Annotated in this window: 17 protein-coding genes; 9 read left to right on the top strand and 8 right to left on the bottom strand. The window is 75.1% G+C overall.

Annotated elements, in window-relative coordinates:
* Positions 1–26 precede the first annotated feature (26 nt).
* Both ACN267_RS22820 and ACN267_RS22825 read left to right on the top strand, forming a co-directional pair.
* Positions 27–518 carry a hypothetical protein gene (locus tag ACN267_RS22820; protein ID WP_204958688.1) on the top strand — a complete coding sequence of 164 codons (492 nt, stop codon included), beginning with the start codon at positions 27–29 and terminating at the stop codon, positions 516–518.
* Positions 519–615: 97 nt separating this feature from the next.
* The gene (locus ACN267_RS22825; protein ID WP_204958687.1) at positions 616–1,548 is read left to right on the top strand and encodes an alpha/beta fold hydrolase; all 933 of its coding nucleotides are present in this window, start codon (positions 616–618) and stop codon (positions 1,546–1,548) included.
* A 61-nt stretch (positions 1,549–1,609) separates the two neighbouring features.
* On the opposite strand, the gene ACN267_RS22830 is transcribed toward ACN267_RS22825, so the two are convergent.
* Together ACN267_RS22830 and ACN267_RS22835 are read right to left on the bottom strand one after the other, a co-directional pair.
* Positions 1,610–1,975, bottom strand: coding sequence for a hypothetical protein (locus tag ACN267_RS22830; RefSeq protein ID WP_204958686.1), 366 nt, complete (start codon positions 1,973–1,975; stop codon positions 1,610–1,612).
* Entirely contained in the window at positions 1,972–5,316 is a 3,345-nt protein-coding gene (locus tag ACN267_RS22835; protein WP_421489615.1) for an SseB family protein, read from the bottom strand. Before ACN267_RS22835 ends, ACN267_RS22830 begins: the two co-directional genes overlap by 4 nt.
* Positions 5,317–5,465: 149 nt before the next feature.
* Between ACN267_RS22835 and mycP the strand changes: the two genes are divergently transcribed.
* On the top strand, positions 5,466–6,686 hold the full coding sequence (gene mycP, locus ACN267_RS22840; protein ID WP_421489616.1) for a type VII secretion-associated serine protease mycosin: 1,221 nt from the start codon (positions 5,466–5,468) through the stop codon (positions 6,684–6,686).
* A 125-nt stretch (positions 6,687–6,811) separates the two neighbouring features.
* Here mycP and ACN267_RS22845 read toward each other — a convergent pair whose 3' ends face one another.
* Entirely contained in the window at positions 6,812–7,105 is a 294-nt protein-coding gene (locus ACN267_RS22845; RefSeq protein WP_204958684.1) for a WXG100 family type VII secretion target, read from the bottom strand.
* Between the two features lie 31 nt (positions 7,106–7,136).
* On the bottom strand, positions 7,137–7,454 hold the full coding sequence (locus tag ACN267_RS22850; RefSeq protein WP_204958683.1) for a WXG100 family type VII secretion target: 318 nt from the start codon (positions 7,452–7,454) through the stop codon (positions 7,137–7,139).
* Positions 7,455–7,774: 320 nt separating this feature from the next.
* Between ACN267_RS22850 and eccE the strand changes: the two genes are divergently transcribed.
* From eccE to rarD, 4 genes are all read left to right on the top strand, one after another.
* The gene (eccE, locus tag ACN267_RS22855) at positions 7,775–9,559 is read left to right on the top strand and encodes a type VII secretion protein EccE (RefSeq protein WP_421489617.1); all 1,785 of its coding nucleotides are present in this window, start codon (positions 7,775–7,777) and stop codon (positions 9,557–9,559) included.
* A 55-nt stretch (positions 9,560–9,614) separates the two neighbouring features.
* Positions 9,615–10,001: a phage holin family protein gene (locus ACN267_RS22860; protein WP_204958681.1), complete on the top strand. Its 387-nt coding sequence runs from the start codon at positions 9,615–9,617 to the stop codon at positions 9,999–10,001.
* A 148-nt stretch (positions 10,002–10,149) separates the two neighbouring features.
* Positions 10,150–10,428 carry a GNAT family N-acetyltransferase gene (locus ACN267_RS22865; protein ID WP_421489618.1) on the top strand — a complete coding sequence of 93 codons (279 nt, stop codon included), beginning with the start codon at positions 10,150–10,152 and terminating at the stop codon, positions 10,426–10,428.
* A gap of 52 nt (positions 10,429–10,480) precedes the next feature.
* Positions 10,481–11,404, top strand: coding sequence for an EamA family transporter RarD (rarD, locus tag ACN267_RS22870; RefSeq protein ID WP_088646140.1), 924 nt, complete (start codon positions 10,481–10,483; stop codon positions 11,402–11,404).
* A 30-nt stretch (positions 11,405–11,434) separates the two neighbouring features.
* On the opposite strand, the gene ACN267_RS22875 is transcribed toward rarD, so the two are convergent.
* Together ACN267_RS22875 and ACN267_RS22880 are read right to left on the bottom strand one after the other, a co-directional pair.
* The gene (locus tag ACN267_RS22875; RefSeq protein ID WP_204958678.1) at positions 11,435–12,136 is read right to left on the bottom strand and encodes an anti-sigma factor family protein; all 702 of its coding nucleotides are present in this window, start codon (positions 12,134–12,136) and stop codon (positions 11,435–11,437) included.
* Positions 12,133–12,627 (bottom strand): sigma-70 family RNA polymerase sigma factor, encoded by a 495-nt coding sequence (locus tag ACN267_RS22880; RefSeq protein WP_239485433.1) that lies wholly within the window; start codon positions 12,625–12,627, stop codon positions 12,133–12,135. Before ACN267_RS22880 ends, ACN267_RS22875 begins: the two co-directional genes overlap by 4 nt.
* A 237-nt stretch (positions 12,628–12,864) precedes the next feature.
* Between ACN267_RS22880 and ACN267_RS22885 the strand changes: the two genes are divergently transcribed.
* Positions 12,865–14,991: a PhoX family protein gene (locus ACN267_RS22885; protein ID WP_421489619.1), complete on the top strand. Its 2,127-nt coding sequence runs from the start codon at positions 12,865–12,867 to the stop codon at positions 14,989–14,991.
* A 120-nt stretch (positions 14,992–15,111) separates the two neighbouring features.
* Here the strand turns inward: ACN267_RS22885 and ACN267_RS22890 are convergent, their stop codons facing one another.
* Positions 15,112–15,894, bottom strand: a complete 783-nt coding sequence (locus ACN267_RS22890) for an IclR family transcriptional regulator (RefSeq protein WP_088646144.1) — start codon at positions 15,892–15,894, stop codon at positions 15,112–15,114.
* A 158-nt stretch (positions 15,895–16,052) separates the two neighbouring features.
* Here ACN267_RS22890 and ACN267_RS22895 point away from each other — a divergent pair, with 158 nt between their 5' ends.
* Entirely contained in the window at positions 16,053–17,234 is a 1,182-nt protein-coding gene (locus ACN267_RS22895) for an MFS transporter (protein WP_421489620.1), read from the top strand.
* Positions 17,235–17,261: 27 nt separating this feature from the next.
* Here the strand turns inward: ACN267_RS22895 and ACN267_RS22900 are convergent, their stop codons facing one another.
* Positions 17,262–18,344, bottom strand: a complete 1,083-nt coding sequence (locus tag ACN267_RS22900) for a polyprenyl synthetase family protein (protein WP_204958675.1) — start codon at positions 18,342–18,344, stop codon at positions 17,262–17,264.
* Positions 18,345–18,406 lie beyond the last annotated feature (62 nt).

Genomic DNA, 18,406 nt, shown 5'->3' on the forward strand with positions numbered 1-18,406 from the left:
CGGGTGCGCCGGGAGCGGAGGCGACCGTGACCGACGACCGGACCCCGACCACCGACCCGCCGGCCGACCACCGGTCCCCGGCCGACCTGCCGGCACCGCCCGCCGACCCCCGACCGCCCGCCGGCCGCGCGGCGACGCCCGCCGGCCCCCGACCGCCGGCCGGCCGCGCGGCGACGCCCGCCGAACGCGTGGCGACGCCGGGCCCGCCCGCCGACCGGCCGACGGCACCGCTCTCCGCCGACCCGCCGCCCACCCTGCGCCGGCCCACCGCGCCCCCACGACACCCCACCGACCGACGCCGGCCGGACCGGCTCGCCGGAAGGATCACCCGGGGCGGCGACGGCCCGTGCTACGGCCTGGTCACCGACGACGGCCACGAGTACGCGCTGCACGGCCCCGGCCTCGGCACCGTCGCCGCCGGCAGCACCGTCGTGGTCACCGTCGACCCGGCCGTGCCCCCCGCCGCCTGCGGGCCCGGCACCCCGGTCGGCGTCGTCCGGATCAGCGTCGTCCGCTGAGTCCACTCAGCCCGCCGGGACCGGACCGGGTCGCGGGCCGCAGCCCGGTCCGGGTCGGCTGGGCGATCGACAGGCACCGAGGTCCTAGGCTGTGCCCATGACCGAGCAGCGTGGCGGGCCCACCGACGAGTCCTGCGTCCTCACCGAGGGGCCGTGGACGCACCGGTTCGTCGGCGCGAACGGCAGCCGGTTCCACGTCGTCGAGGCGGGCACCGGGCCGATGGTGCTCTTCCTGCACGGCTTCCCCGAGCACTGGTGGGCCTGGCACACGATGCTCCCCGCCATCGCCGACGCCGGCTTCCGGGCCGTCGCGGTGGACCTGCGCGGCTACGGCGCCAGCGACAAACCACCCCGGGGGTACGACGGCTACACCCTCGCCGCCGACGTCGCCGGCCTGATCCGTGCCCTCGGGGAACGCTCGGCCACCGTGGTCGGTGCCGGCTCCGGCGGGCTGATCGGCTGGACAGCCGCCTCGTTCCACCCCACCCTGGTCCGCCGGCTGGTGGTGCTCGGCGCGCCCCACCCGCTGCGGTTGCGCGCGGCCATCTTCGCCGACCCGCGCGGCCAGTTCGCCGCCTCCACCCCGGCGCTGAAGTTCCAGTTCCCCCGGTACGAGCACGTGCTCACCCGCAACGACGCCGCCGAGGTGCAGCAGATGCTGAGCCGTTGGGGCGGCCCCCGCTGGGTCGCCGGCCCCGACTTCGCCGGGTACGCGCAGCGCTGCCGGGAGGCGATGCTCATCCCGCAGGCCGCCTTCTGCGCGCTGGAGGGCTACCGGTGGGCCTTCCGCTCGGTGCTGCGGCTGCACGGCTACCGGTTCGTCCGGCTGATGCAGAAGCCCCTGGTCACCCCCACCCTCCAGCTACACGGGGCGGTCGACGTCGCGTCCCTGCCGCGCACCGCGCAGGGCTCCGGCCGGTACGTCAGCGCCCCCTACGAGTGGCGGCTGCTCGACGGGGTGGGCCACTTCCCCCACGTGGAGGCCGGCGACCTGGTGCTCGGCGAGATCCTGCGCTGGACCAAGTCCTGACCGTCCCGTGCCCACCTCGACGGTCCCCCGTCGGCTGTCCCGTCCGGGCCGTGGCCGGCGGTCAGACCCGCTGTTCGCGCAGGTCGGCGACCTCGGCGGCAGGTGCCCAACCCTGGTAGACGCCGAAGTCGAAGACCTCCAGCCCCATCGCCTGCGCCACCGGCCAGCGACCACCCGTGTACTCGACCCGCAGCCACCCGTCGTGCTCGCCGAGCACGATGAACGGCTGCCCCTGCCAGGTGCAGGTGGTCCGCACGTATGCGAGGTCCTCGACCTCACCGGCCGGCACGACCCGCACGTACCGGCCGGGGCGTACCTCCTCGAAGCCGTCGGCGGGTTCCGGCTGGTAGATGCGTACGTGGTCGCCGTCCGGGCTGACCTGGTACTCGCGCCCCTGCCAGCGGGCCACGTAGCCGTCGCGCATCACTCCTGCCCCACCTGTCGCCAGACCAGCGCGTCGGTGTCCAGGACGGCGATCACCCGTTCGGTGCCCTCCGTGCCGATCCGCCAGAGCTGTGCACCGTGCGGCAGCCGGGCGCTGTCCACCTTGAACTCGGCCACCACGTCGCTGCTCTCCCCGGGGGCGAACCCGTTGCCCCGGAACGGCGCTCGTTCGATCACCCAGCCCTCCATGGCCCGCATCGCCGCCTCGTTCTGCCCGCCGTACGGGATGCGGTAGAGACTCGGCCGGTACGCGGGCCAGCGCAGCACGTAGGTGGCCTCGGCGTCGCGGGCGAACGGCGAGTCCGGGTAGCCCAGCCCCAGGGCGTCGTGCAGTTCCGCCGGGGTGGTCAGGTGGGCCAGTTCGCCGGCCCGGTGCACGAAACCGGAGACCCGGTCGTAGCCGCGTTCCAGGTAGTAGGCGAGTTGGCTCGGGGCGACCGCCTTCTGCATCACCACCGGACGGGACGGGTCGGTGACCGGCGGGGCGTACCGGGTGCGTTCGGCAGGTGCCTCGGCGGCGGCCACCGGTTCCACGTCCGCCTCGTCACCGAGCCCGACCTCGGCCGCCCAGCTGGCCAGGGCCACGATCTGCTCACCGGGCAGCTTGGCCCCGACCGGGGTGCCCGGGTTGACGGCGAACGCCCAGCTCGGGTCCGGCCACCGCCGGATCAACTGTACGAAGCGCACCTCGATCGTCTCGACCGGCAGCACGTCGTGCTCGGCCAGCCGCTCCGGTGAGGTGTAGACCACGACGTACGTCTCACCGTCGGTCGTCCCGGTACGCCACTGGAAACCGGGCTCGCCGGGGCGGCTGCCGGCCACCGAGTCGGGGTTGACCGGAAGCAGCACCCGGGCCAGCAGCAGGGTGGACAGGAAACCGTCGGTGCTGCCGACGCCGACCGCGTCCAGCAGGTTCTCCTCGACCTCGTTGGCCGGCAGGAACGCCTCGTCGACCGGCGGCGCGACATCCGCACCGGCGGTCGACGACGGGCTCCCGGGCGGCGCGCTGCCGAACGGAGCCGGATCGCCGGCCGGGCCCGGTGCCGCCGGGGAGGTCGGCACGGCAGAAGCTGTCGGCACGGCGGTGGCGGTAGGCCCGGCAGGGGCGCTCGGCCCCGCGGTGGCGGCCGGCACGGTAGTGGTCGGCAGCTCGGTGACGGGTGCCGCCGGGGAGGTCTGCGCGGCCCGCTCGGCGGCGGGGGTCCACAGGTCGACCGGGGTGGAACGTGGGTCGGCACGGTCCGCTCCCGGCGCGGTGGCCGTCGGGGCCGTCCCGGCGGCGGTCCGGACCGGGCCACCGGCCGTGGGGGTAGGGGCAGCGTCCCCGGTCGGGGTCGGGGCGGCGGGCGCGCTGTCCGCCGGTACGGCGTCACCCGGCGGAGCGGTCCACGCCTGCGCTCCCCCAGCCGGCCGGGTGACCGGCGCGTCCGCTGCCGGCGCGGGCGGGTGGACGGTCGGCGCGCTGGCCGGCGGGGGTGCCACGTCCGGTGGGGCCGCCGCGACCTCCGGCCGGGCCTTCGAGGCGGCCCGCTCGGCGGCCGGGGTCCACAGGTCATCCGGGGCGGGACGGGGCCGGGCGGCAGGCGGCGGGGCGGCAGGCGACGGGCTGGCGGGCGGCGGGTGGACCGGCCCGGATGCGGGCGGGCGGGCGGGAGCGCCGAACGGACCACCGGTCCCGTTCACGTTGACCGTGTCCCCGGCACCCGGCCCCCCGGCCGGCGGCACCGGGGTCGCCGTGGGCGCGGCTGCCGACGGCGGCACCGGCGGTGGCACGGGGGCGGCGGGGGGAACGAACGGCGCGGCGGCCGGCGGCGGGACGACCGGCGGCGCGGACGCCGCCGGGGGGACGAACAGCGAGCCCTGGGCGGCGGACGGGGCGGGCGCGGGGGCGACCGGGAGGTCGCGGGACTCCAGGATCACACCCTCTATCACGATGGGCATGAACCCCCGGCGGGACACCGGCGGCGCGGAGACCGGCTCGGCGACGGAGGGCGGCACCTCCTCCGCCTCGCCCCGGGCGGGGCCGGCCGGAGCGGTCGGCGCGGCAGGTGGGACGGCGAACGGGTCGGTCGGCGCGGCAGGTGGGACGGCGAACGGGTCGGTCGGCGGGCGGGGCTGGCGTGCCCCGGGCGACCCGTCCGGGGTGGGCTGCCGGCGGGGCAACGCCTGGGTGGCCTCCGCCGCCGGTGGTGGCGTACGGAAGGCCCGGGTCGCCTCGTCCGCCACCGGGCCGACGTGGAAGGCCCGGGTCGGCTCCCCACCCGGCGGCTCCACCCGGAAGGCCCGGGTCGGCTCCTCGGCCAGCGGGTCCGGGGAACGGCCTGCCGGTGACGCCCCGTTGCCGGGGCCGGACCGGGCCGGCGGATCAGTCATCCGGAACGCGCGGGTGGCCTCGTCCTCGCCCGGCTGGTTGGGTGCCGGGCGGCGGCGGGGAAAGGGCTGACCACCCATCCCGGGTCGGGTCGGTGGGGCCGCCCGCTCACCCGAACGCAGCGGATTGTCCCGGGGCGACCGGGTGGCACCCCGGGCACTGGACGGCTCGAAGAACGAGGTACGCCCGTTGGCCGGGCCGGCGGACTCCTCGCCCAGCAGCCGGCGACGGGGAACCGCCGGCCAGCCGCCATTGGTCGCCGCCGGCACGGTGCCGGGCTCGGGGAAGGCGGGGCGGCCCTGCTCGGGCGGGCCGGCGGTGGTGATGCGCGGGCCACCACCGGGCGGGACGACCGGACGCCCCCGCTCATCGGTCAGCGATGCGCCCGTCGCCGGGCGGATACCACCCCCGGCGGGTGGAGCGGTGACGGACGACGCCGGCCGGGGCTGGGACCAGCCGGCGGAGAGGTCGGCGGTCGGCTCGACATCGGCCGGTCCGCCGGGCGCGCCACGGACCGGAGGTTGGTCGGACTCCCGCTGGGACCGCACCACCGGGGCGCGGCCGGGCAGCCGGACGTCCCCCCGGGAGAGCTGCGAGACGAACCAGGCGGGCAGGTAACCCTCGACCGGCAGACCGGGGTTCACCGCCAGCCACCACTCATGGTTGGGCCACTCGACGGCCAGGTCGGCGTAGCGGCTGCGCCGGTAGGGGCCGGCGGAGGACCCGAGGCAGGCGTGCATCGCGGCGGCCGAGGTGAAGGCCAGCACGTGGGTGCGGCCACCGGTCGTCCAGGTGCCCCAGCCCATCGGTGTCGCACCGGCGAGGGCCTGGCCGGAGACCGGGAGGAAAAGCTCCGTACCAGCCAGGATGCGGAAGTAGAGCTCCTGGTCACCGGCGTGCAGCGCGTCCCGCATCGCCGTCTCGGCCTCGGTAGCCGGCTCCCAGTCGGTCACGGCCACCTCTCCTCCCGGATCAGGCCACAGGCGTCGCGTACAACCTACAAGGTGAAAACAAGATCACGATAAGTCGGTCAGCGGCCGGCCTGGGAGCGGACCGGGCGCTAACATCCCGTTGCGGAGTCGACACGATACGGAGGCGGTCGATGACCCGATCCGGCAGCCGACGAGCGTTCGTCACTCTGGCAGCGGCCCTGCTCGCCGCACCCCCGACGGCCGTCGTGGCGTCGGTCACCCCGGCCAGCGCCGCCCCCTCCTGCGTCACGTCGCCCGCGCCGGCCCGACCGGTCGCCGCCACCCCGTGGCCCCAGCGACGGTACGCCCCGCAGCGGCTCGCCCCGCTGGCCACCGGTGCCGGCGTCGTCGTGGCGGTGGTCGACTCCGGTGTCGACAGGCGGCACCCCCAACTGCGGGGGCGGGTGCTCGACGGGGCGGACTTCCTCGACCCGGGCGGCGACGGCACCCGGGACTGCGCCGGCCACGGCACCGGGGTGGCCAGCATCATCGCCGCCGGGGAGGCCAACGGGGTGGCCTTCCGGGGGCTCGCACCCGGTGCCCGCATCCTGCCGGTACGGGTCAGCGAACAGCAGGTCGTCGAGGGTCGGGAGTCGGGGCGTACGGTCAGCGCCGCCGGTTTCGCCCAGGCCGTCCGGTGGGCGGTGGACCACGACGCCGACGTGCTCAACCTCTCCGTCGTCCTGTACGCCGACAACCCGGCCGTTCGCGACGCGGTCGACTACGCGCTGCGGCGGGACGTGGTCGTGGTGGCCGCTGCCGGCAACCTGCACGACGGCGGGGACCCGCTGCCCTATCCGGCGGCGTACGACGGGGTGCTCGGCGTCGGCGCGGTCACCCCGACCGGCGTGCGCGCCCCGTTCTCCCAGGTCGGCCCGTACGTCGACCTGGTCGCGCCGGGCGGCGAGGTGCTGATGGCCGCGCCGGGGCAGGGTCACCAGCGGGCCGAGGGCACCAGTTACGCCGCCCCGTTCGTGGCGGGCACTGCCGCCCTGCTGCGGCAGTACCGGCCGGACCTCGACGCCGCCGGGGTGGCCCGCCGGATCGTCGGCACCACCGATCCGGCACCGGGTGGCCGGGAGGGCGGCTACGGTGCCGGCGTGCTCAACCCGTACCGGGCGGTGGTGGAGACCGGTGGTGCTCCCCGGCCGGCCGCCCGCCCGACGACGGTCCTGCCGACGCCGCAGGCGGACCCGGCGCTGCTGGCGCAGACGCACCGGCGGGCGGCGGCCCGGCAGCGGGCGCTGCTGGTCGCCTCGTCCGTCGGCGGGACGGTGGTGGTGACGGTGCTGTTGGCCGTGGTGCTCCCCCGGGGCGTCCGCCGCCGCTGGCACCCGGCCGGCCCGGCCTGACGGCGACGCCCGACCGTCGACCGGCCGGGCGTCGCCGTCGGAGCACCACCGGCCGCGTCACCATCGGGGAGCCCGCCCGGCGGACCGGGCTTCGCGGCCCGCCGCAGAACCGCCGGGCGGCCGGGTCAGTGGAACAGGCCGGTGTTGCGCTTCTCGGTGTCGAGGTAGTCGGCTGCGGAGTCGTCCACGGCGAGTTTGATGTCCCGCAGCATCGCCTGGAGATCCTGCGACGCGGAGCGCCACCGCGACTGCCGCTGCTCGTACGCCCGGCGGGCCTCGCCGTCCCAGCCGGCGACCAGTGGGGCGGCGTCCCGTTCCAGCTGGCCGAGCTGCGCGTCGAGGGTGTTCAGTGCCTTCTGGATGTCCGCGCCGGCCTGGTGCAGCGCGGCGAAGTTGACGACCAGCACGCCATGGTCCATCGGATCGTTCCTCCCCGGGATGTGGATGTGGCTAGAGCGGCAGTTGGATGCCGCGACTGGTGCCGGCGACCCGGCCGGCGGCCTCGGTGTCCGAGACGTCGTACTGGCGGCCGGCGGTACGCAGGGCCGTGGCGGTTTCCCGCAGGGCCCGTTGCAGCGCGGCCTGGTCCCGCCCCCACTGCTGCTTGACCTGCTCGAAGGAACGCCCACCGGCGCCCCGCCAGGCCTGCTGCAACACCTCCAGCTCGGCCATCAGGCCGGTCAGCATGGCCTGCAACGACTGGTCCACCTGCTCGAACCTGGTGGCGGTGTGGTGCATCACCGCCGCTTCTGCCTGGGTCTGGGACACCCGGACGTCACCTCGTCTCCCCGGTCGGGGCCGACCGTTGGCCGTCCTGTGCGGACGGACCGTCCGTCGGCAGGGGACCGGACGGACCTGGTCGGCGAATCAGTCGCTGACGGTAGTCGCACCGTCGCCGATGTGCTACCCCGTCCACCTCCCCTGTGGACAACGTGCCCCGACCCCGGAACGGCAGGACCCCACCGCACGGACGGGAACACTACGATGGGTCACACTCCCGTCGCGTTCCGGTCCCGGCCGGGCGTTCGCGGCGGGACGCCCGGGGGCAGCCGGGACGACCGACCCGGCGGGCACACGGAGGAGATGTGGTGACGGCGAGCACGACCGACCGCCCGCTCCGGCGGACCGCCGAGGGCCCGCCCCGACCCCGCACCGGCACCGCCGTACACCCCGGTCAGGTCGTCGCCACGCAGGTCGCGCTGGCGCTGCCGGTGGCCGCCTACGGTCGCGGGCCGGTGCCGGCGGTGCTCGCCGCGATCGGTGCGGTGGTGCTGGCCGGTCTCGGCTGGGGGCGCTGGCGCGGGCGGTGGCTGTTCGACTGGTGGGGCACCACCGCCGGGTTCCTCACCCGCCGGCACGGCCTGGCCGCCGACACCGTCCCGGAGGCCCTGCTGGACCTGCTGCTTCCCGATGCCGTACTGGCCGGGGTGGAGTTGACCGACGGGCCGGCGGGGGTGGTCGACGACGCCACCGGGCTGACCGTCCTGCTCGACCTGGGCGATCCGGGCGACCTGCTCGGTGACCGGTCCCACCCGCTGCCGGCACCCGGCACGCTGCTGCCCCCGGCCGGACCGGAGCAACCACCGGTACGGGTGCAGGTGTTGCTGCACGTCGTGCCGGCCCCGGCGGCGGAGGTCGGCGGCGCGGCCGGCACGTCGTACCGCCAGTTGACCGAGGGACGGCTGCCGGGCCAGGAGCGGGCCCTGCTCGCCGTCCGGGTGATGCGGGCGTCCGGCTGGTCCGACGCGGACCTGCGCCGGGCGCTGGCCGGCACGGTGCGTCGGATCGTCCGCCGGGTGGGGCCGCTGCCGGCCCGTCCGCTGGGCGGGCCGGCAGCGCTGCGGGTGCTTGCCGAACTCGCCCACCACGACCCCGGCCGGCCGGTGCGCGAGAGCTGGTCGACGGTGTGCGCCGGCGACCAGCACCAGGCAACCTTCCGGCTGGTCCGTTGGCCGGACGCCCGGGTCGATCCGGGTCGCCGGTTGGTGTCCCGGCTGTTGGCCCTGCCGGCGACCGCCACCACCGTCTCACTCGGTGCCGGTCCGCAGGCCGGCGACACCGCACCACCGACGTGCCTGACGGTACGGTTGGCCGCCGCCACACCGGCCGCACTGCAACACGCTGCCGAGGGGTTGTGCCGGATCGTCGCCGACGCCGGTAGTGAGCTGCACCGGCTCGACGGCGCGCAGTTGCCCGGCCTGGCCGCCACGTTGCCGTTGGCGGTGCCCGGGGTGGTCACGCCGGCTGTCGAGCCGCCGGAGCTGACCCTCGGCGGGGCGGGGCTGATGGTGGGGGCCAACCGGCACGGCGGTGCGGTGACCGTCCGGCTGTTCCGCGCCGAGGGCACCCGGCTGGTGCTGGTCGGCGGGCTGGCGGCGGCTCAGTTGCTGGTGCTGCGGGCGTTGGCGCTCGGGGCCGGGGTACTGGTGCAGACCGGCCGGCCACGGGCCTGGGAGCCGTTCGTCCGCGGGGTCGGCGGGCAGCAGGGCGGGGTGGTGGTGGTCCCCACCGGGCGGGCGGTCGGCGTCACCGGTTCCCCGCTGCGTCCGCTGCTGGTGGTGGCCGACGCGGGTACGGCGGCCGGCGAACCGCCACCCGGGGCGGGATGGGTCTCCACCCTGGTGGTCCGGGACGGGTTGACCCCGGCGGACGTCGACACCCTCGGCCGGGCCGACCTGGCGGTGCTGCAACCCCTCGACCCGTCGGAGGCCGCCCTGGCCGGCACCGCGCTGGGGTTGGGTGGCGCGGCGGAGTGGTTGACCCGCATCCGGGACGACATGGTCGCGGTGGTCAACCGTCGGGCGCTGCGGTGGGCGCTGCTCTCGCCCACCCCGATCGAGTCGCAACTGGTCGGTCGGCCCGGTCGGCGCTGACCGCAGGAGCCACGGTGGTTTCCCTGGCTGGACCGCACGTGACACGATCCCGGCCATGGATTTTCTGAAGGGCCTTCTGATCCGGCTGGGTTCCACGGTGGTCGCCTTCTGGCTGGCGACGCTGCTCATCCCCGGTATCACGCTCGACACCGGCTCGGCCGGCGAGGCGGTCGTCACCCTGGTGCTGGTCTCGGTGATCTTCGGTGTGGTGAACGCGGTGCTCCAGCCGATCATCAAGACCGTCGGCTGCGGCTTCTACCTGCTCACCCTCGGGCTGATCGCCCTGGTCGTCAACGGGCTGCTGTTCCTGCTCACCAGCTGGATCGCCGGCCAGGCGGACCTGCCGTTCCACGTGGACGGGTTCTGGCCCGAGGCGGTGCTGGGCGCGCTCCTGGTCGGCATCGTGACCTGGATCCTCGGGGCGATCCTCGACCGCGACTGACCCGGGGGCCGGCCGCCGCTCCAGCGGGGCGGTGGCCGGCCGATGTCGCCCCGCCAGGCCGGCCACCGGACGGACATTGGCTGGCGGCGCGGCCAGCGGACGGGAATTGGCTGGCGGGACAGCCCTCGGGCGGGGTTAGCGTGGCGGGGTGTTCTCGTTGACCCACCCCGACGGCTGGCAGCTCGACACCGACCCGGAGCGCATCGACCGGGCCACCTTCGGCTGGCTCTGCGACCTCTACGTCGACCCGCAGGCGCGGGGGCGCGGCCTGGGCACCTGGCTGGCCGGCTCGATCCGCGACCACCTCGCCGGGTACGGCGTACGCCGGATCGCGTTGTCGACCGCCGACGCCCACGGGGTGTACGCGAAGCTGGGCTTCACCCCCGCGCCCCCGGACGGGTGGATGGAGTGGGTGAACGAGCGGTGACCCCGCTCACCGGAAAGGAGCCTGATCCGGCCTTACCCCTTACGGTGGGATCGTGACTCCGCTGCGGCTCGGCTACCTCTACGGCTTTGGTGCGTACCTGATCTGGGGTTTCATCCCGATCTACCTGAAGTTGCTCCAGCCGGCCGGGCCGATGGAGATCCTCGCCCACCGGATCATCTGGTCGGTGGTGTTCGTCGCGCTGCTGCTCGCCGCCCTGCGCAACGTCGGCTTCCTGCGGTCGCTGGCCCGCCGCCCCCGGACGCTTGCCGGGATCGTCGTCGCGGCGGCGCTGATCGCGGTGAACTGGGGCACCTACATCTACGGGGTGAACTCCGCCCGGGTGGTGGAGACCGCCCTCGGCTACTTCATCAACCCGCTGGTGTCGGTGCTGCTCGGGGTGCTGGTGCTGCGGGAGCGGCTGCGCCCGGCGCAGTGGGTGGCGCTCGGGGTGGGCGCGGCGGCGGTCGCGGTGCTCACCGTCGACTACGGCCGGCTGCCCTACCTGGCGTTGATCCTGGCGGCCAGCTTCGCCGGCTACGGGTTGGCCAAGAAGCGGCTCGGGCTGCCGGCGGCGGAGGGGCTGTTCGTCGAGTCGGCGGTGCTGGCGCTGCCCGCCCTGGGCTACCTGGGCTGGTTGGCGAGCCGGGGCGGGTCGACGTTCGGCGGGGTCTCGGCCGGGCACACCGCGCTGCTGGTGGCGGCCGGGGCGGTGACGGCCGTCCCGCTGCTGCTGTTCGCGGGCGCGGCCAACCGGCTGCCGCTGACCGCGCTCGGCATGCTCCAGTACGTGGCCCCGGTCCTCCAGCTCGGCTGCGGCGTGCTGATCTTCCACGAGCCGATGCCGCCGGCCCGGCTGGCCGGTTTCGCCCTGGTCTGGCTGGCCCTGGTGATCTTCAGTCTGGACGCGCTGCGCAACGGCCGACGCACCCGGGCCGCCGCCCGCGCCGCCGCGCCGCTACCCGCCACCGCCCACTGAGCCTCCCGGCCGCCGCGCGGCCCCCGGGGCTCAGCGGACGTCGTAGCTGAGCACCAGCGTCCCGTCGGCGCGTAGCAGTTCGAGGCGGACCAGTTCGGCGTCGGTGAACCGGGTCGCCCCGCGCAGGTTCACGTCGTCGCCGGGGGCGGCCAGCCAGGAGGCGATCTGCTCGGTCGCGTCGTCCGGCCCCCGGGCCACCAGCCGGAACGTGTACGCCTTGCCGTAGCCCGCCGTCGCGTCGTACCCGCAGTGCATGGTGACCTCGGTGCCCCACTTGGTGCCGCTCAGCCCGATCTCGGCGTGCACCGCCGGGGTCTTGGCCGCGACCGGCGCCATCGACACCATCCGTACCGCCTGGGTGGTCGGCGCGGGCGTCGGGGCCGGCCGCAGGGCGGACGCCCCGGCGACGCCCAGCACCAGGGCGAACCCGGCGGCGACGAGGGCGGTCACCGCGTACCGGCGGCGGTTGCGGGTCCGCTCGCGGCGGCGGCGGTCCCGGGCGGTGGCGATCAGGTCGGGCACCCGGCTGACCTCGGGCGGTGGCGGGAGGAACTCCTCCAGCGTGGTCGGGTCGAGCCGGCCCAGCAGGCCCGGCAGCACGGCGATCTCGGCCACTGCGTCCCGGCACGCCGCGCACCCGGCCAGGTGCCGCTCGTAGGCGGCCCGGTCGGCGGGGGCGAGCGCACCCAGCACGTACGCGCCGTCGTCGTGTGCGAACTCGCAGCGGGTCATCCGGTCACCCCCATCTCGGCCAGCGCCAACCGTAGTGAACGCAGCGCGTAGTGGGTGCGGGACTTGACCGTTCCCGGTGGCACCCCCAGCCGGGCCGCCGCCTCGGCCACCGAACGGCCCTGGTAGAAGCACTCGACCAGCACCTCCCGGTGGGTGGGGCTGAGCCGGTTCAGCGCCTCGGCGATGGTCCAGGCCTCGACCGCGCGCTCCGCCTCGTCGACCGTCTCGGGTGGCTCGGGCAGGTCGTCGGTGAACACCTCGCCGACCCGGGTCGACCGGCGCCGCCAGGCGTCGATCGCCAGGTTGCGGGCGGTGGTGAAAAGCCACGCGCGGACCGAGCCGCGACGCGGGTCCAGCGCCTCGGGATGCCGCCAGGCCCGCAGCAGGGTCTCCTGCACCAGGTCCTCGGCCCGGGTGCGGTCCCCGTTGACCAGCCGCAGCGCGTGCGCGTAGAGCGCCTCGGCGTGCTCGTCGTGCAGGGCGCGCAGCAGTTGGGCGTCGTGGTCGCTGATGGTGATCCCCTCGCTTCCCGCCCGACAGGTCCGGCGAACGTGTCCGCCGGTTATTACGCGCCGTGACCCCGATCGGTTCAGCGGTGACTGCTGTTCACATCCGGTTCACACCGCGTCCGGTGGCCGCTCACCCCGTCCTGGCAGCGTCCGCCCGGTACGCACGTCGCGCAGGTAAAAACGGCGTGCCACCGACCTGCTTCCAGGAGGCTCCCTTCCATGAGCGACCGTCCCCGGCTGCTCCCGCTGCTCGGCACCACCCGGCACGGCAGCCGCGATGCGATGACCTGCCTGTACCGCTGCGGCAACGCCTGTGACCACCCGGTACCCAACACCTCCGACAACACCTACTTCGGCGACCTGGTCGAGGGGGAGGTGACCCGGCGGGGTGTGGTCCGGGCGGGTGCGGTGGGCGCGCTGGTGCTCGGCTTCGGCGGTGCCGCCGCCGGTGCGCTGGCCGGGGCCGCCCCGGCCGGTGCCGCACCGGCCACCCCGGTGGTGCCGGAGGTGGCCGATCCGACCGCGCCGCAGCGCGGCGTCGGCAGCGGCGCGCTGACCTTCAAGCCGATCCCGCCGAACCAGCTCGACACCCTGGTCGTCCCCAACGGGTACGACCACCACGTGGTCATCCGCTGGGGCGACCCGGTGCTGCCCGGTGCGCCCCGGTTCGACCTGCACGGGCAGACCGCCGCCGCTCAGGCCAAGCAGTTCGGCTACAACAACGACTTCGTCGGGGTGCTGCCGCTGGACCGGCGGGGCAGGCGGGCGCTGCTCGTGGTCAACCACGAGTACACCAACGAGGACCTGATGTTCCCCGGCTTCACCGGCCTGGACAACCTCACCGTCGAGCAGCTGCGCACCGCGATGGCCGCGCACGGCATGTCCGTGGTGGAACTGGAGCGGGTCGACGGCACCGGGCAGTGGCGGCCGGTGGGTCAGGGCCGGCGGCCGTACAACCGGCGGGTCACCGCGCTGGCCACGAAGTTCGAGCTGACCGGCCCGGCCGCCGGCTCGGCGTGGCTGCGGACCGCCGCCGACCCGAAGGGCCGCACGGTGGTCGGCACCCTGAACAACTGCGCCGGTGGGGTCACCCCCTGGGGGACGGTGCTCTCCGGCGAGGAGAACTTCAACCAGTACTTCGTCGGGGCCGACGCCGCGCCCGCCGAGCTGAAGCCGAAGTTCGACAGGTACGGCATCACCACGACCGCCCGCTACCCGAGCGGCAGCCGCAAATGGGAGCGGGCCGACGAGCGGTTCGACCTGGCCAAGAACCCCAACGAGGCGCACCGGTTCGGGTGGATCGTCGAGATCGACCCGTTCGACCCGGAGAGCCGCCCGCGTAAGCACACCGCGCTGGGCCGGTTCAAGCACGAGGGCGCCAACGTGATCGTGGCCCGCGACAAGCGGGTGGTCGCGTACATGGGCGACGACGAGCGCTTCGACTACCTCTACAAGTTCGTCTCCGACAAGAAGTTCATGCCCGGGGACTCCTGGGTGGCCCGCAAGAACAACCTGACCCTGCTGGAGTCGGGCACCCTGTACGTGGCGCAGTTCAACCAGACCAGCGCCGCCGAGATCGACGGCTCGGGCAAGCTACCCGCCGACGGCGCGTTCAACGGCACCGGCCGGTGGATCAGGCTGGTCAGCGGCAACCGCAGTTTCGTCGACGGGATGACCGCCGCCGACGTGCTCACCTTCACCCGGCTCGCCGGGGACAAGGTCGGCGCGACGAAGATGGACCGGCCGGAGGACGTCGAGCCGAGCCTGCTCACCGGCAAGGTGTACGTGGCACTGACCAACAATTCCGACCGGGGCAAGGCGGGCAAGCCGGCAGCCGACGAGATCAACCCGCGCAACCTCAACAAGCACGGGCAGATCCTGGAGCTGGTCGAGGACCGGGGCGACAACACGGCGGAGTCCTTCACCTGGTCGCTGCCGATCGTCGCCGGTGACCCGGCCGACCCGTCGACCTACTTCGCCGGGTACGACAAGACGAAGGTCTCGCCGATCTCCTGCCCGGACAACGTCGCCTTCGACGCCACCGGCAACCTCTGGATCTCGACCGATGGCAACGCGTTGGGCAGCAACGACGGCCTGTTCGCCACCGCCGTCGAGGGGCCGGAGCGGGGGCACCTGAAGCAGTTCCTCACCGTGCCGCTGGGTGCGGAGACCTGCGGGCCGTTCATCACCGGCGACAACCGGTCGGTGTTCGTGGCCGTGCAGCACCCCGGTGAGATCACCGGCGCGTCGGTGGAGAAGCCGGCGTCGACCTGGCCGGACGGCGACTACGCCAAGCCAGGCGTGGTGGTCACCTGGCGGCTCGACGGCGGCCCGATCGGCAGCTGACGCGCGTCCAGGGTCGGCCCCGCCGGGCCGGCCGCGAAGGCCCTCTTCCGCTGCGGTCCGGGAGGGGGCCTTCGCCCGTACGCCGGGCCGGGGCCTCCGCCTGCGCGCCGCCGGACGGGGTCAGAGGTCGGCGGCGATGCCGTCGGCGACCGCACGGGCGGCGGTGAGCAGCTTGGCGCGCACCACCCGGGCGGAGGTCATCATCTCGCTGGCCGGCAGGGCGCAGGCCAGCACCACCCGTCGTTCCATGTCCTTGTCCGGGGTGACCAGGACGGCGGCGCACGCCACCCCCTGCCGGAACTGCCCCAGCTCCAACTGCATGCCCCGCCGGTCACCGGCGGCCAGATCCGCCTCGAACGCCTCGGGACTGGTGAGGGTGGCGGTGGTGAACGGCCGCATGCCGTAGTCGCGCAGGTAGCGCAGGCGCTGCTCGGTGGTGAGGGTGGCCAGCAGCGCCTTGCCCAGGGCGGTGGCGTGCGCACCCTCGTCGAAGCCGGGGACCATGTCCTCCAGGTACGGCGAGCGGGCCCCCTCGGCGACGGCGGTGACCGCCACCTGACCGCCGACGAACCGGCCCAGGTAGTGACTCCACCCGGTGTCGACGGCGGCCCGCCGCAGCGACTCGCCGACCGCCGCCGGGCCCCGGAACGCGGTGACCAGTTCCCGGTACCGGTCGGCGATCTCCAGGCCGACGATGTAGGTGCCGTCCTCCCGCCGGATCACGTAACCCTCGTAGGCCAGGGTGCGCACCAGGTGGTAGGTGGTGGCGACGGTCAGCTCGCACCGCCGGGCGATCTGCTTGACGGTCAGGCCCTTCGGGGCACGACCGACCGACTCGAGCACGCGTAGCGCGCGGGACACACTTCGGATCAGATCCGAAGGTTCCGCCAGGGGGTCACGCACAACCACCTCCGCAGCCGGGGACTTACACCATATGAAAAACCCGGCCGAGACGGAACGCCCGTTCGGGTGGTGGATGCCAGATCAGGCGGTATACGGCGGGTTCCCAGGCGACACGCCGAGCGTTGTCAGGAACACGACTCGCGTAGGTTGGGCCCACGATGACCCACACCGCCCCCAGCCGTACGCCGGCCGTACGCCCCCTGCGGGCCGGCAGCGGGGCGGTCGCCACCACCATCGCCAGCGTCCTGCCGGTCTTCCTGGTCGGCGGGCTCGCCGTGCAGATGGGCGACGATCTGGGCTTCTCCCCCGCCGGGCTGGGGCTGGCCGTATCGGTCTACTTCGGCGTCAGCGCGCTCGCCGCAGTGCCGTCGGGCCGGCTGGTGGAGCGGGTCGGCCCGGCCGTGGTGGCCCGCGCCGCCGTCGGACTCGCCGCCGGCTGCCTGCTCGCCATCGCCGGGCTGGCCCGCTCGTACCCGGTGCTGCTCGGCCTGCTCGCGCTCAGCGCCGCCGCCAACGCGCTCGGTCAACTCGCCAGCAACGCCGCGCTGGCCCGGCACGTGCCCGCCCGGCGGCAGGGCCTGTCGTTCGGGGTGAAGCAGGCCGCCATCCCCGCCTCCACCCTGCTGGCCGGTGCGGCGGTGCCGGCGATCGCCCTCACCGCCGGCTGGCGCTGGGCGTTCGTGGCCGCCGCCGGGGCCGCGTTGGCCGCGCTGCCGGCCGTACCCCCGCAGCCGGCCGGACCGGTACGGGAACGTGCGGCGGAACGCGGCGGCGGGGCCACCACGGCGCTGGTGGTGGTCGGCGTGGCGGCCACCCTCGCGGCGGGGGCCGCCAACGCGCTGGGCACGTTCGTGGTCGACTCGTCGGTGCACCGGGGCCTCGCCCCCGGCCCGGCCGGACTGGTGCTCACCCTGGGCGGCGCGGTCTGCGTGGCGGCCCGGATCGGCGTCGGCTGGCTGGCCGACCGGCGGGACACCGGTCACGTCGCGTTGATCGCCGCGATGCTGGTGGTCGGGGCCGTCGGGTTGGGGCTGCTGGCGGTGGCCGGGGCGGTGCCGCTGACCGTCGGGGTGGTGCTCGGCTTCGGGTTGGGCTGGGCGTGGCCCGGCCTGCTGAACTTCGCGGTGGTCCGGCTGCACCCGCAGGCCCCGGCCGCCGCCACCTCGATCACCCAGACCGGGGTGTACGCCGGCGGCTGCCTCGGCCCGCTCGGGCTCGGTGCGCTCGCCGGGACCGGCGGCTACCCGGTGATGTGGCTGACCGCCGGGGTCGCCATGCTCCTCGCCGCCGTCCTCATGCTCACCGGCAGCCGGTTGCTGCGCCGCTCCGCGACGCCCTGAGCGGGCCGGAGCCGGGTGGCGCGGGGTTCAGCTGGTGCGGTCGGCGATGTAATCGCAGAGCGACTCCAGCGCCTGCCGGGCCGGAATCCGGGGCAGCGGTGTCAACTGGGCGCGGGCGTCCTCGGCGTAGCTGCGGACGGTCTCCCGGGCCCGCTTGAGCGCCGGGGACTCCCGGAGCAGGCCGAGCGCCTCGGCGTGCAGCGCGTCGTCGACCAGCGGGCCGGTGGCCAGGATCTCCCGCAGCCGCACCGACGCCGCGTCGGAGTCGTCACCGGCCAGCGCGTAGAGCACCGGCAGGGTCGGCACCCCCTCCCGCAGGTCGGTGCCAGGTGTCTTGCCCGACTGCACCGACTCGGAGGCGATGTCGAGCAGGTCGTCGGAGAGCTGGAAGGCGACCCCGATGGTCTCGCCGTAGCCGGCCAGGGCCTCGGTGTGTTCCCCGGTCGCCCCGCCGAACATGCCGCCGAACCGGGCCGAGGTGGCGATCAGCGAACCCGTCTTGTCGGCGATCACCCGGAGGTAGTGGTCGACCGGGTCCTGCGTGCGGGGGCCGACGGTCTCGGCGATCTGCCCGTGCACGAGCCGGGCGAAGGTGCGCGCCTGGAGGCGTACCGCCTCGGGGCCGAGGTCGGCAGCGATGTCGGCGGCCCGCGCGAAGAGGTAGTCGCCGACCAGGATGGCCACCGAGTTGGTCCAGCGGGAGTTCGCGCTGGGCGCGCCCCGCCGCACGGCGGCCTCGTCCATCACGTCGTCGTGGTAGAGGGTGGCCAGGTGGGTGAGCTCCATCACCACGGCCGCCGGCACCACCTGCGGGCCCGCCGGGTCGCCGAACTGCGCGCCCAGTGCAACCAGCAACGGCCGGAACCGCTTGCCGCCCGCCTCGACCAGGTGCCGGGCCGCCTCGGTGACGAGCGGGTCGGCGCTGGACACGTTGGCCCGCAACTCCACCTCGACGTCGTCCAGCAGGCCCAGCACGGACGCCTCGACCCGTGGATCGGCCAGGTGCACGCCGAGTGCGCCGACCTGACCCGTGCCCGCCCGGCCCCGACGACCACCGGAGCCGACGGCACCTGAACGCTCCCCCGCCGGATTCACCACGCCATCAACCATGCCACACCCGTTCGACCTGCTCCGGACGGGGGATACGGCCGTGGGGCCGGCACGCCTGCGCG

Origin of the sequence: Micromonospora sp. WMMD734, from assembly GCF_049178975.1 — a bacterium.
Taxonomy (GTDB): Bacteria; Actinomycetota; Actinomycetes; order Mycobacteriales; family Micromonosporaceae; genus Micromonospora; species Micromonospora wenchangensis.

Excerpts from the sequence above, each read along its gene's own strand:
- ACN267_RS22845 (WP_204958684.1), bottom strand. The coding sequence starts at position 7,105 with ATGGACCATGGCGTGCTGGTCGTCAACTTCGCCGCGCTGCACCAGGCC.
- ACN267_RS22825 (WP_204958687.1), top strand. The coding sequence starts at position 616 with ATGACCGAGCAGCGTGGCGGGCCCACCGACGAGTCCTGCGTCCTCACC.
- ACN267_RS22860 (WP_204958681.1), top strand. The coding sequence starts at position 9,615 with ATGGATTTTCTGAAGGGCCTTCTGATCCGGCTGGGTTCCACGGTGGTC.
- ACN267_RS22885 (WP_421489619.1), top strand. The coding sequence starts at position 12,865 with ATGAGCGACCGTCCCCGGCTGCTCCCGCTGCTCGGCACCACCCGGCAC.
- ACN267_RS22875 (WP_204958678.1), bottom strand. The coding sequence starts at position 12,136 with ATGACCCGCTGCGAGTTCGCACACGACGACGGCGCGTACGTGCTGGGT.
- mycP (WP_421489616.1), top strand. The coding sequence starts at position 5,466 with ATGACCCGATCCGGCAGCCGACGAGCGTTCGTCACTCTGGCAGCGGCC.
- ACN267_RS22895 (WP_421489620.1), top strand. The coding sequence starts at position 16,053 with ATGACCCACACCGCCCCCAGCCGTACGCCGGCCGTACGCCCCCTGCGG.
- ACN267_RS22900 (WP_204958675.1), bottom strand. The coding sequence starts at position 18,344 with ATGGTTGATGGCGTGGTGAATCCGGCGGGGGAGCGTTCAGGTGCCGTC.